The 12394-nt window shown below is 66.3% G+C and carries 16 protein-coding genes; 10 read left to right on the top strand and 6 right to left on the bottom strand.

What is annotated here, in order from left to right; all coding sequences use genetic code 11:
- Window positions 1–12 precede the first annotated feature (12 nt).
- The 6 genes from ACX12F_RS01855 to ACX12F_RS01830 all read left to right on the top strand — a co-directional run bounded on the left by ACX12F_RS01855 (window position 13) and on the right by ACX12F_RS01830 (window position 4095).
- Complete coding sequence (locus ACX12F_RS01855; RefSeq protein ID WP_459368018.1) at window positions 13–570, top strand: sugar O-acetyltransferase; 558 nt, start codon at window positions 13–15, stop codon at window positions 568–570.
- Between the two features lie 105 nt (window positions 571–675).
- On the top strand, window positions 676–1647 hold the full coding sequence (locus tag ACX12F_RS01850; protein WP_459368017.1) for an IS481 family transposase: 972 nt from the start codon (window positions 676–678) through the stop codon (window positions 1645–1647).
- A 68-nt stretch (window positions 1648–1715) separates the two neighbouring features.
- The gene (locus tag ACX12F_RS01845) at window positions 1716–1985 is read left to right on the top strand and encodes a hypothetical protein (protein ID WP_459368016.1); all 270 of its coding nucleotides are present in this window, start codon (window positions 1716–1718) and stop codon (window positions 1983–1985) included.
- A gap of 36 nt (window positions 1986–2021) precedes the next feature.
- The gene (locus tag ACX12F_RS01840; RefSeq protein ID WP_459368015.1) at window positions 2022–2231 is read left to right on the top strand and encodes a hypothetical protein; all 210 of its coding nucleotides are present in this window, start codon (window positions 2022–2024) and stop codon (window positions 2229–2231) included.
- A 104-nt stretch (window positions 2232–2335) separates the two neighbouring features.
- Window positions 2336–2644: a hypothetical protein gene (locus ACX12F_RS01835; protein WP_459368014.1), complete on the top strand. Its 309-nt coding sequence runs from the start codon at window positions 2336–2338 to the stop codon at window positions 2642–2644.
- The gene (locus ACX12F_RS01830) at window positions 2641–4095 is read left to right on the top strand and encodes a DUF7059 domain-containing protein (protein WP_459368013.1); all 1455 of its coding nucleotides are present in this window, start codon (window positions 2641–2643) and stop codon (window positions 4093–4095) included. Before ACX12F_RS01835 ends, ACX12F_RS01830 begins: the two co-directional genes overlap by 4 nt.
- Window positions 4096–4109: 14 nt before the next feature.
- Here the strand turns inward: ACX12F_RS01830 and ACX12F_RS01825 are convergent, their stop codons facing one another.
- Window positions 4110–4871: a DUF899 domain-containing protein gene (locus ACX12F_RS01825; protein ID WP_459368012.1), complete on the bottom strand. Its 762-nt coding sequence runs from the start codon at window positions 4869–4871 to the stop codon at window positions 4110–4112.
- Between the two features lie 86 nt (window positions 4872–4957).
- Here ACX12F_RS01825 and ACX12F_RS01820 point away from each other — a divergent pair, with 86 nt between their 5' ends.
- Both ACX12F_RS01820 and ACX12F_RS01815 read left to right on the top strand, forming a co-directional pair.
- Entirely contained in the window at window positions 4958–5290 is a 333-nt protein-coding gene (locus ACX12F_RS01820; protein ID WP_459368011.1) for an ArsR/SmtB family transcription factor, read from the top strand.
- Complete coding sequence (locus ACX12F_RS01815; protein ID WP_459368010.1) at window positions 5287–5742, top strand: SRPBCC family protein; 456 nt, start codon at window positions 5287–5289, stop codon at window positions 5740–5742. Before ACX12F_RS01820 ends, ACX12F_RS01815 begins: the two co-directional genes overlap by 4 nt.
- A gap of 117 nt (window positions 5743–5859) precedes the next feature.
- On the opposite strand, the gene ACX12F_RS01810 is transcribed toward ACX12F_RS01815, so the two are convergent.
- A complete protein-coding gene (locus tag ACX12F_RS01810; protein WP_459370214.1) occupies window positions 5860–5961 on the bottom strand; it encodes a hypothetical protein in 102 nt (33 codons plus the stop codon).
- Here ACX12F_RS01810 and ACX12F_RS01805 point away from each other — a divergent pair.
- Both ACX12F_RS01805 and ACX12F_RS01800 read left to right on the top strand, forming a co-directional pair.
- On the top strand, window positions 5915–6613 hold the full coding sequence (locus tag ACX12F_RS01805; RefSeq protein WP_459370213.1) for a BglII/BstYI family type II restriction endonuclease: 699 nt from the start codon (window positions 5915–5917) through the stop codon (window positions 6611–6613). The genes ACX12F_RS01810 and ACX12F_RS01805 overlap by 47 nt on opposite strands.
- 79 nt (window positions 6614–6692) lie before the next feature.
- Entirely contained in the window at window positions 6693–7556 is an 864-nt protein-coding gene (locus ACX12F_RS01800; protein WP_459368009.1) for an MT-A70 family methyltransferase, read from the top strand.
- A 47-nt stretch (window positions 7557–7603) separates the two neighbouring features.
- On the opposite strand, the gene ACX12F_RS01795 is transcribed toward ACX12F_RS01800, so the two are convergent.
- From ACX12F_RS01795 to ACX12F_RS01780, 4 genes are all read right to left on the bottom strand, one after another.
- Window positions 7604–8452 (bottom strand): glycoside hydrolase family 16 protein, encoded by an 849-nt coding sequence (locus ACX12F_RS01795; RefSeq protein WP_459368008.1) that lies wholly within the window; start codon window positions 8450–8452, stop codon window positions 7604–7606.
- A 272-nt stretch (window positions 8453–8724) separates the two neighbouring features.
- On the bottom strand, window positions 8725–9141 hold the full coding sequence (locus tag ACX12F_RS01790) for a PASTA domain-containing protein (RefSeq protein ID WP_459368007.1): 417 nt from the start codon (window positions 9139–9141) through the stop codon (window positions 8725–8727).
- Between the two features lie 410 nt (window positions 9142–9551).
- Window positions 9552–11507 carry an Hsp70 family protein gene (locus ACX12F_RS01785; RefSeq protein WP_459368006.1) on the bottom strand — a complete coding sequence of 652 codons (1956 nt, stop codon included), beginning with the start codon at window positions 11505–11507 and terminating at the stop codon, window positions 9552–9554.
- A 197-nt stretch (window positions 11508–11704) separates the two neighbouring features.
- Window positions 11705–12355 carry a L,D-transpeptidase family protein gene (locus ACX12F_RS01780; protein ID WP_459368005.1) on the bottom strand — a complete coding sequence of 217 codons (651 nt, stop codon included), beginning with the start codon at window positions 12353–12355 and terminating at the stop codon, window positions 11705–11707.
- Window positions 12356–12394: the final 39 nt, after the last annotated feature.

Genomic DNA, 12394 nt, shown 5'->3' with positions numbered 1-12394 from the left:
TACCGTGGTCCTATGGATCGTTCAATGCGCGAGCGCATGCTCGCTGGTGACCTGTACATCGCCGACGACCCCGACGTGATCCGCGACTCCAAACGCGCACAGAAGCTCACGCACCGGATCAATGCACTTGACCCCACCGACCTCGACGAACGAAACCGCCTGCTTCGCGAGCTTCTCGGCGCATTTGGCGAGAACAGCGAAATCCGGCCGCCGCTGCAGTGCGACTACGGATACCAAACCACCATCGGTGCACGCACTTTCGCGAACTGGGGTCTCATCCTTCTCGACGTCGCACGGATCACCATCGGCGACGACGTACAGATCGGGCCCAACGTGCAACTGCTGACCGGTACCCATCCACTGGAGGCGGGACCGCGCAGGGACAAGTGGGAAGCGGCCGAGCCGATCGTGATCGGCGACAACGTGTGGCTCGGTGGCGGCGTCATCGTGTGCCCGGGCATCACGATCGGCGCGGACACTGTCGTCGGCGCCGGGTCGGTGGTCACGCGCGACCTGCCATCGCGGGTACTGGCCGTCGGCTCGCCGGCCCGGGCGATCCGCGAGCTCTAGGTGTAACTCTTGGACAGGTTGTGAACGGCGTGGTGAGCGGAAATAGGTGAGGACCTCCGGTATCGCTGTGGTTACCACACACACATCGATCACCGAGAGGTCCTCGTGTCTCACCGTAATGCCTTCCTGACTCCGCGTGGCCGTTTGGCTCTGGCTCAGTGTGTTGTTGATGACCGATGGCCGCTGGCTCGTGCTGCCGAGCGATTCCAGTGTTCGAGGGCCACGGCCAAGAAATGGGCCGATCGCTACCGCGCTGGAGGTAAGCAGGCGATGGCCGATCGCTCCAGCCGCCCGCACCGTAGCCCGCGGCGCCTGGCGCAGCGTCGCGAGCGCCGGATCATCAAGGTGCGCTTCACCCGTCGCTGGGGCCCGCACCGCATCGCGGCGCACCTACGGCTGCCCCGCTCGACTGTGGAGGCGGTCCTGCGCCGCTACCGGATGCCGCTGCTGCGTGATCTGGACCAGAACACCGGGTTGGTCGTGCGCCGACCCAAACCTCACCGCTACGAGCATCCCGCGCCCGGAGACCTGGTCCACGTCGACATCAAAAAGCTCGGTCGCATCCCCGACGGCGGTGGGCATCGCAAACTCGGGCGCCAAGCCGGACGGCGCAACCGCAGCGGGGCCGGCTACGCCTACCTGCACCATGCCGTTGATGACCACTCGCGGTTGGCGTACTCGGAGATCCTCGGCGATGAGCGCAAACAGACCGCCGCCGATTTCTGGGTCCGGGCCAACGCCTACTTCAATGGTTACGGCATCACTGTTAAGCGGGTGCTGACCGATAACGGATCATGCTATCGGTCAAAGGTTTTCGCTACCGCGCTCGGCGATGGCATCAGCCACAAGAAGACCCGGCCGTACCGTCCCCAAACCAACGGCAAGGTCGAACGATTCAACCGGACCCTGGCCACCGAATGGGCCTACGCACGCACCTACCTATCAGAGGACGAACGCGCCGTGACCTATCCCCACTGGCTGCATCACTACAATCACCATCGACCCCACAGCGGCATCAAAGGCAAGACACCCATCGACCGCCTACGCGTTCACAACCTGCCTGTGAAGAACATCTAGGACACGTTTCGAAGCCAAACTAAGCATTCACTTCCGCGTCAATCTACGGTGGTGTAAATATGTGCGGCGTGAGTGAAAATGCCGACGTGGCACAGGCTCGAGCGCTGCGCGCGGAGCTACGTAGACATGCATGGGACCTGGCGTCCAAGCTGTCCCGGGTAGAGGCGCTGCCGGATGTGACGGCGTGGTCAGAGCGGGCGCGGTCCATGCGGCGCCGCGCCCGCGAGCTTCGCCAGGACCTCGATCAGGCGAAGTTCCTGATCGAGCGCTTACATGCCCGGTTCCCCAGCATCGACGCGACGAGCGCGTCAGCAGAAACGCCAAACCCAAGTTATTGAGAACCTTCATTGATAATTGATCCGATTTGATTAACGGTGCTAAGCGTCTCCGATGAAAGGCGCGCGCCGGTACCACGCCTGCTCGACGTCGACCCGGAGCAGTTGCACCGTGTGCGGTGCCTGTTTCCTGCCGCGATCCGCGATCTCAGCAACGAACGTCAGATCGGCTTCACGTCGAATCTCGACGTCGCCCGCACGGCGTTGGCCAACGCCGTGGCTACATTGCTGACCCAGCCGCGGCCGTAACGACAAAGCCATACGCCGATATTTTCCTAGGTTCGAAAGACCCTCCACTGATAGCATCTGACCTGCAGGTTTTTGCACCGAAAGTGGCTCATCGGGAGGCTGCGATGGATAGCGAAAAGTTGAACCGGACCATCACGTTGTCGTTGGTGGCGCTGGCTGCGACCACGGGCGTCACGTTGGCCACCGCGGCCTCGGCATCGGCCGCCCCGGCAACCGATTGCACGACCGGCTGCGACGTCGGCGGCGTCGATACCGCCCCGCCGCCGTTCTTGAAGCTGAACGCACCATTCCTCAAGTTCTGGAACATGCAGAAGATGAACTTCCCGTTCATGAAGTTCGACAACCTGCAGAAGTTCGATAACTTGCTGAAGGTCAACGTCTTCCAGAAGTTCAACACCCTCCAGAACAAGTGACCGCGGCCGGCGCACGGCTGGTCGAGTGCGCCACGGACCTCGGCAAGGTGCTGGCTGCCGCGGGCTACTCACCCAGCGGGCTGGGTGGTGGGCGGATTGCGCCCAATTCCCTTGACGCCGTGGTGCTGGCCCGTCGCGGCGGTGGTCCGCTGGCCACGCTGGTGGAATTGTTTCTCGCTGGGCTACCGGTGCCCACCACCGATGCCGCGGAAGCGCTGCGCCCGTTGCTCCTTGACGATCTTGTCGAGACAGGTCTGCTCGCGCCGAGCGGCGGCACCGTACAGGCAAGCATCTGCATCGGATGGGCCGACGACATGCTCGTCGCCCACGACTGGCAGGACGGCCGCCCGACTGGGCGGGAACACGTCGTCGCCGTCGCGCAGGCATCCATGACGCTCGCCGACCTCACGGTGCGGCTGCCGGACGTCGACGTGCTCGACGTCGGCACCGGCGGCGGCGTGCAGGCGTTCCAGGCCGCCGCTCATGCTGGCTCCGTGCTGGGCACGGACGTCAACACCCGCGCCCTTCGGCTGGCCGAGTTCGGCGCCGCACTCAACGAACTCCCCAACGTCAGCTGGCGCGAAGGCAGCCTGCTGGAACCCGCGGGCGAGCGGACCTTTGACCTGATCACGGTCAACCCGCCCTTCATCATCTCGCCCGACAACACCTACCTCTGGCGCGACGCCGGGCAGGCCGCGCGCCGGCCCGGCAGCCTCGGTCAACAGTTGGTGCACGACATCGTACCCAGGCTGCGCATCGGCGGTTGGGCCACGATGCTGGCCAGTTGGCCGCACCCGGCCGACGGCGATTGGGTGGCGCCGGTCCGGTCGTGGTTCGCAGGATCAGGTTGTGACGCCTGGGTGCTCCGCTTTGCCACGCACGATCCCATCGAGCATGCCGAGACCTGGCTGATGCAGAGTGTGCACGCCACCGCCGAGTTCGCCGCCGCCCTTGATCGCTGGCTGGCGTTCTACCACGACCAGGGCATCGAGGCGCTGACCACCGGCGCAATCATCATGCAGCGCAACGGTGCTGACGATGAATACCTCTGGACCGACGACATGCCGGGCTCCCCCACCGGCTCGGCCAGCGACCAAATTCAGCGGGTGTTCACGCACCGACGACGCCTCACCCGGACGTCCGGCGGCGACCTACTCGACGCCGTGCTGGCCCCGCTGCCCGGCACCCGGCTGGATCAGGCGCTGTCCCGCGGCGACGCCGGCTACGAACCCGCGCCGACCCAGCTGTGGGTGCTGCCGGGACTCAGCGTGTGCGCCACCGTGTCACCGGTGGCGCTCCCGGTGATGCTCGAACTCGACGGGCAGCGCCCGCTACGCGATCTCATCGCCGCCGCAGCCGACGCCACCGGCTTCGACTCCGACCAGGTCCGTGCCGACGCCCTCGCGGCAGCCACCCGGCTGATCGAGCTGGGCCTGGTCGACTGGATTTGAATTCGACGCTGAGCCTATTTCGCGGTGCAGTTGGCGCACCCTTCCACACGCGGCGGACGGGGGTCGTCGGGCTTGGCGGGATCGGGGTCGCCGAACCAGCGGGAGGGCCGGTGCTCGCCGTAGGTGTCGTGCCAGTCCCACCATTCGTAGGCCGCGTCCTGGGGATATCCCGGTGGCGAGTCCTCCCAGGTCTCCTGTCGCCCCAGTGCCGTCATGTCCAGGTAGCTCCACGAGGTACCGAGCGCCTCATCGCCGCGGCTGTTGATGAAGTAGGTGCGGAAGACCGCGTCACCGTCGCGAATGAAGGCGTTGGTGCCGTGCCACTCGTGCACGCCGAAATCGACGTCGAAGTCGTCGGTGATGGTGTACCAGGGCATCTCCCAACCCATCCGAGCTGTCATCCGCGCAATGTGGGGCTGCGGGGCACGCGACGCAAAAGCCAGTGTGGTGTCGCGCGCGTTCACATGTGCCACATGACCCACGTTGTCGGCGATCATCGAGCAGCCACGGCAGGCGTGTTCCGGCCAGCCCTTGACGCCCTCCTCGAAGAATGCCCGATAGATGACGAGTTGCCTACGCCCGTCGAACAATTCGGTCAGGCTCAGCTCTCCGTCGGGGCCGACGAACGTGTACTCCTTGGTGACCGGCGTCCACGGCATGCGGCGGCGCATCGCCGCCAGCTGGTCCCGCTGCCGCGTCAACTCCTTCTCCGCGAGGAGCATCTTCTGCCAGGCGGTATCCCATTCCGCCGCTGCCACGATTTCTGGTTTCTGCACAGTGCGCCTCCTCGACAGAATCATTAAACAACTTTGTTGAACGTCCATGTTCCAGCAGAGCATGATCCGGCGCTATAGTCAACAAGATGGTTGAAGATGAAGTGCTGGACCGAGCCTACGCCGCCTTGGCCGATCCGACGCGCCGCTGGCTACTGGAGACGCTGCGGCAAGGCGACGCGCGCATCACCGACCTGGCTGCGCCACTGCCGATGACCTTCGCCGGCGTCTCCCGACATATCGGCGTCCTGGAGTCGGCAGGGCTGGTGCAACGCGATGTCCGCGGCCGCGAACGCTGGGTATCCCTGCGCCCTGACGGGCTGACCATGGCTCAGCAGTGGATCAACGAACAATCAAACTTTTGGTCGGTGCGGGCGGATGCCCTCGCAGATCGTTTGCGCCGCAAAGGAAATGGACAATGACAGAGCCCGTTACCGTGCGCGTGCAGCGCATCATGCCGGCAGTCCCGGACGTGGTGTTCGGAGAATGGCTGGACGTCGAGTCACTGGCGGACTGGATGTGTCCACGCCCGTCTCGGTGCGTCGCCATCACCGTCGAACCCCATGTCGGCGGCAAGCTGCGGTTCGACGTCGACCACGACGGCACCGGCACCATCGTCCTGGTCATCGGGCACTTCCTGGAGATCGACCGCCCCCGCCTGCTGCGTTTCACGTGGAGCAATTCGAACTGGCCCGACCCGACCATGGCGAGCGTCGTCAACGTCACCTTCGAACCCCACGGGGAGGGCGAGACGCTGATGGAGATCGAGCACTCGCTGCTGCCGGCGTACGAGCAGGAGAACTTCCACAACGGCTGGGCGCTGACGGCGGAACAGTTGGAGGCGGTACTGCGCGGTCGTACGCCGAGCGTGTAGGACTCGGCGCCAGATCCGCAGATCTTGCGCAGCAACCTGCACATTCGGCATAGGAGTCCGCTCAGGACGTTGCCCGCACCCCCGCGACACGTCGTCGCGCAAGCCCGTTGTCCACTGCTACCGTCGCCCCGTGGATCTGACGGACTCGTACACCCGCGCGCTGCCGCAGCACATCCGCGACCGGTACGAGTTCATCGAAACCCGCAACGCCGCCGCGATCCTGGCCGCCACCAACCCGCAGCGGTTCGACGAACTCCTCACCGCCCTGCACGAATTTCAGCTCCGCACCGACGATCTCGTCCAGCCAGGTGGCCAGGAGACCGAACTCGCGGCGCGGCTCAACACGGCGTTCCGCAACAAGGGCTGGCGCGAAGCGCGCGTCGATACCCGAATCCGTCTGGAGCTGCGCAAGATGCCGCACAAGCCGGCCGGCGAGGCGCACCCCACTCTCGAGGACACCGAGGTGTTCAACGAGGGCTACAAGGTCGACAACTTCGTCGACAGGTTGGCCCTGGACGTGGAGTGGAATGCCAAGGACGGCAACCTCGATCGCGACCTCAGCGCCTACCGCGCGCTGTACGACGCGGCGTTGATCGACGTCGCCGTCATCATCACCCGCACGCAAACCGACCTGCGCACGTTGGGCTACCGCCTGGGCATCGAGGCCGGCATGGACGACGAGCGCGCCCGCCGCATCCTGGCCACCACGACCACCACCAACACCGAGAAGCTGCGGCCCCGGATGCAGCGCGGCGACAGCGGCGGCTGCCCGCTGCTGGCCGTTGCGATCTGCGCCCGCACCTGGGCTGACCACGCGCAGGACCAGGAATCTCCGGAAACAACACCCGACATCGGCCTCTGGGAAGCCTGACCTGTCGGTGCCATCGCCTACGATTTCGTGAAGATCTTCTCCGTTCGAAAAGATCTAATTCGAAGGTAGGAGTGACAACGTGGCGAAACGCAGCGACCAGGCCGGCGCCCAGACAAAGGCCGTCCCCCTGCGCGATATCGCCGCGCCGCCGCCGCTGCCCACCGTAGACGGCGGCTGGAAGACCGTATTGGCCGATCCCCCTTGGCGTTTCACCAACCGCACCGGCAAGGTCGCGCCGGAGCACCGGCGCCTGGACCGCTACTCCACGCTCGACCTCGAGGCCATCTGCGACATCCCGGTGTCCACCGTCGCGGCGCGCGACTCGCACCTGTATCTGTGGGTGCCCAATGCGCTGTTGCCCGAGGGACTGAAAGTCATGGAAGCCTGGGGCTACCGCTACGTCTCCAACGTCATCTGGGCCAAGCGGCGCAAAGACGGCGGGCCCGACGGCCGCGGCGTCGGCTTCTACTTCCGCAACGTCACCGAGATCATCCTGTTCGGCGTGCGAGGCAGCATGCGCACGCTGCCGCACGCCCGCAGTCAGGTCAACATGATCGAGACGCGCAAGCGCGAGCACTCCCGCAAGCCCGACGAGCAGTACGGCTTCATCGAGGCCTGCTCCCCCGGCCCGTACCTGGAGCTGTTCGCCCGGCACCCGCAGCCGGGCTGGACGGCGTGGGGCGACGAATCCGCCGACGACGTGACGCCGCGCGGACAGGTCCACAAGGGATATCAAGGCGGCGCCATAGACGTCCCACCGGTGACCAAGCACGTCCGCCTGGACCCGACGACGGCCGAGCGCATCGGCAAGGAACTGCGCATCCGCTACGAGAACGGCGAGAGCATCCGTCAGCTCGCCGAGGAGACCGGCTACGGCATCACCCGGGTGCGCGGACTACTCGAACGGGCCGGCACCACATTCCGAGGCCGCGGACCCCAGTAACGAATCAGGGCCCCGCAACGCGGGGCCCTGATCAGTCTGCGGCTGGTTTACCAGACCCGCACATAATCGACGAGCATCTCGGCGGGGTAACTGCCACCCTTGGGGTCGCCACCACCGGAACCGGCCACGGCCAGGTTCAGCACCGGGAACACCCGGTAGTCGGGCAGATTGAACGGCCAGTCGTCCAGCGAGTTGGCCGCCACGGTGAAGTACGGCTGCATGCCGTCGACGTAGTCCTGCCAGAAGGACATGCCCTGGTCATTCCACGTGACGCGCCAGCGGTGCCAGGCACCGTCGATCGGGTGCGGGTGGGTGTCGAACGACGTGCCGTCCGACCGGGCGTGCACGGTGGTGCCCGACGGCCAGTCGCGGTTGCCGTACCACTCGGCCAGGTCGATCTCGCCGCCGACGACCGGGTGGTCGTTGGACAGCCACCAGGCCGGCCAGCAACCGTCGGTCAGGCAATTGAACTTGATCCGGGCTTCCCAGGTGGTGTTGATACCGCCCCAGAAGGTGCCGAAGACCTTGCCACTGGTGTATCTCCCGTTGCGATCGCGCGTCGCACGGATGACGAGGTTGCCGTTGCCGTCCAGGAAGACGTGCTCACGGTCGTCGCGGTACTGCCCCATGTTCTCCGGGCGGTCCCAGAACACCGGGTTCTTGATGAGCTCACGCGCCGGGGAGATGTTCCACTTGGCCGGGTCTGGCCGCGAGCCGGCGGGGCCGTCGAACTCGTCGTGGAAGATGTAGGTGGGCGTTTGCGCGGCCGGCGGCGGGGCCAGCGGCGCAGTGGGCGAGCTGCCCGGTTGGGAATCCGCGAGGGCGGTGGGGGTCGGCATCGCGGCGGCGGCCAGCAGGCCGAGCCCCGACGCGCGCATCATGTTTCGACGATCCATTTCCGGCACAGTGCAATATACAAGCCGTTCGGACAGACTTGACGCAACTTGCGACACGCTTGAAATCACCTGTCAGAGCTACTTTCTGCTCCCCTTCACGCGGGTGTCGTCACGCCAGCAGCAAAAGCTCCTCGCGACGCCATTTCCGCAGCTACCAGCGCATCCACTCGGAAATGCCTGAATCAGCAATACCGAACACCTGGCGTCTGCAGCAAAACGGATATTCGGCGTTGCCGAAAAACCGAAACCGTGCGGTAACGCCTCGCTCAGGTTCAGCGTCCGGACTGCTGACCTTCCCAGACCTGGCCTTCCTGAGCAGCTGCGGCGGCGGCGGACGCGGCTGAAGCCGACTCAGCAGCCGCAGCGGCCGATGCGGACGCGGAGGCGTACGCCGCAGAGCCCTGCGGGCTGCCCAGCGAGTTGCCGGGGCTGCCCGGGGTCGCGAATGCGGCCTCACAGTTCAGCGACAGCAAAACCTGGCTGCTGCTCGAACCACCACTGTTGGCCGGCGCCGACACCGTACGGGCCACCTGATTGGTCACCACACAGTTCGGCCACTGGAGCTGGTCGCCCACCGTCGTCGACACCAGAGGCTTGAATCCCGCGCTCGACAACGCCGACCGCGCGTCACCGAACTTCTGACCGACCACGTTCGGCGGGGAGCCGGCAGCAGCCACGCCGCTGCACATCAGAGCCATAGCACCAAGTGACGTCGCCGCAGCAACACTCCATGCGATTTTCATAGGCGCCTATCCTGCCTTAACTGGCGGCGAAGCGCTCATCGTTGACGCGGTTGTCGCCGGCGGAGCCCACGTCTCCGTCGCGCCGCTGTTGAAATCCGGCACCTGTGGGCTATTGAAAACGGTGTTGGTCGGGGCGTGATCCGACCCGGCTACGGCGCCACCATCCGTCACGCCGCCGGTGATTGCGCCAAGCGCTCCCAGGGCGACCATTGCCGCGGCACCCGCCAACCCCACGCGAGTTCTTGTCGAATTCATAGAACAACTGTTGCGTAAGTGTGATAAAGGGGCAAGTCAATTTGCTGTTAACTGCAATACTCCAACGGCAACGTCAATAACCAACGCCGCAGTTCAACAGGTCAATATGGGTACTGCTGTGGATATTGCTGAGGGTACTGCCCATAGGGATATTGCTGCGGATATTGCGGCTGTCCCGGGTAGTACGGGTTGGCCGGCGGCTGGGACTCCGCCGGCTGGTCGGGCCCCTTGGGCACCTGAATCGGGATCGGCACGGGGACGAACGGCAGCCGGATATAGCTCGTCGTCATGGTCGGCGTGGTCGAGGTCGTCGTCTCCGTCGTCGACGGTGGTGGCGGTGGCGGAGCCTCGGTCGTTGTGGGTGTGGTGGCGGTCGTCGCCGGCGGCGGAGTCGTCGTCGGGGCGTGCGTCGCGGTGGTGTGCGTCGGCGCCGGCGCGTGCGTGACCGGTGGTTGGTACGTCGGACTGGGCTGCGGCGGTGGCGGCGCGGGGACCTCGTTGGTCACGGTGACCGTGCTGGGCGGCGGCGGCTCGACCGGCGGCGGCGGTGGCGTCGGCGATGCGCTGACCGACGGCGGCGGAGTTGTCGGCGGCGCGACGGGCTTGCGGTCACCGGTGAGCGCGACGGTCACACCACCCACCGCGGCGATCGCGGCCAGTGTCGCGACACCGAACACGATGAGCGGAAGCCGCTGCCAGGCCTTGGACGGCTCGGCGACCACCGGCCCGGCCGGCGCCACATACTGCGCGATGGCGCGAGTGGTCGTGGTCTCGCCGAAGGCGTCGTCGCCGGTGTAGGGCAGCAGGTCGCCGCCGCCGTCGGAGTCCTCGGACCAGGCCAGGGACGGGCCGGTGGCCTTGACCGCCCGGGCGGCCGCGGTGTCGGTAAGCAGGTCGAGTTCGGGGATGGCCGCGGGCGCGGTGGCCAAGCCGCCGTCGACAGCGGCGGTCGGCGCGGTCCCGCTGGACAGTGCGGCGGGCGCCATCCCGGTCTGGGCGTCGGCGTCGGCGCCGTACACCGCGAACAGGGCCGCACCCACCGCGGCATCCAACGCGGACTGCGGGCTGGTGACCAGAGTGGCCGCGGCACCACGCGCCGCAAGGTGTTCGGCCAGCCGGGCGCTGATCATCGGTATCCGGGCGCCGCCGCCGACCGCGACCACCGAGCTGACGTCCTGCCACGGAATCTTGTTGCGCTGCAACATGTCGTCGAGCTCCGCCAGGACCCCGGCCAACGGTTCGGCCAACAGCCCGGACAGCTCAGCGCGGGTGACCTCGACGTCGCCCTGGTAGCCCGGAATGTCCACCGGCACGGTGGCCGTCTCGGCCTCCGACAGATGTTCTTTTGCCGCACAGCAGGATTCACGGAGTTTCTCCAGTGAACTCACAGCGGCGGTGCCCGACGTATCCACGCCATCGGAGCCGCTGACCCGGGTGAGCACATGCGACAGCAACGCCTGGTCCACACCCTCGCCGGAGAAATCGGTGTGCCGCACGGTCTCGACGGGCTCGAACGACGAGTCGGCCGCCGCCAGCGTGATGCTGGTGCCGCCGCCACCGAAATCGAGCAGCGCGGAGGTCCCGGTGGCCGGCAGCCCCGGATTGGCGTGCAACGCGGTCAGCGCTGCCACGGCGTCGGACACCAGCCGTGCCGGAACGCCGTTGGGCGCCAGACTGGGGTTCGACCGCATGGCGGCGCGCATCGCACGTAGCGTCGCGGTATCCCAGTGTGCCGGAACGGAAATCGCCAGCTGCCCCGTCGGCGGTTCACCGCCGGACGCCTCGATCATGGCATCGAGCGCCTCGGCCACCAGTTGGTCGGCGTGATACGACGTACCGTCGGGCGCCACCATCGGCACGGGATCACCGACACGTTCAACGAAACCGGTGAGCGTCACGGCGCTCTCCGCGGCAGCACGATCTTCTGGGGACAGCCCGACCTGGGGCGCGCGGTCGCGAAACAGGCTCAACACCGCGCGCCGCACCATGGGCGGTTCACCGACGCGCGCTGCGACCAGGTTGGTTGCCCCGATCGACAACCCCAGCTGGTGGCTCATAACCCCACCACCCTAACGTGCGGCCGCGTTGACGCCGCTCGGGACACGTGCGAACGGTGTTCTCGCAGATTACTTTTCGTCCGCTGTGTCCAGCCTGTGGACAGAACAGGCCGGCTGTCGACCGCGCCTACGACGCGACGATGTCGCTCGAGAGCGTGAATTTCACGCGGAAACCCGGTGCTGCCCTTCATATGGGATCACTTGGCAACGGCGATCAGCGCTCCCGGTTGCAGCCATCGCATGACCTTCACCAGCGTGCCGTCGTCGATCGCCACGCACCCGGCGGTCGGGCCGTCACCGATGTGCAGGAAGAACGCGCCACCGTTACCGGGCACTCGTTGCGGGTTGACGCCCATGACGACGGCGTACTTGTAGGGCGCGATGTCCAGGTTCTCGGTACCGCTGGCCGGGTCGGTATCAAACGGGCACTGCGCCTTCTTGCACACCTGCATGGTGTTGTAGGTGGGGCTCTTCGTATCGCCGTCCCACCAGTGGTCCGGTGTGGTCTGGACGTATTGCAGACCCGTCCCCGGATTGGGCGCGGTACCGAACGCGAACGGCAACGTGAAGATGCCCATCGGGGTCTGAAGGTTGCCGTCGTGGCTCTGCGGCACCATGCCCCTGGAGCCGACATGAGCCGGGATCCCGACAGCAACGGCGTCCCAGCCCGCGGGGCCACGCTGGTAGACGTCCATCTTGGCCGACGAACCGCCCACGCCCACAACCGAAATCACCTGCGTGGCCGAACCCACCGAGTTGGCAAACCAGGGCGTGACCACCGCGTTGCCGACAGGAGCCAGTGCCACCGACACCGCGGCAGCACACAGCAAAGCGAACAGTCGGCGCACCCGTCCATGGTCGAGAACCGCCCTCAGGAAGGTCAAGCC

The sequence above is a fragment of the Mycolicibacterium sp. HS_4_1 genome (genome assembly GCF_054515875.1).
This window is presented reverse-complemented; position numbering and strand designations above follow the sequence as displayed.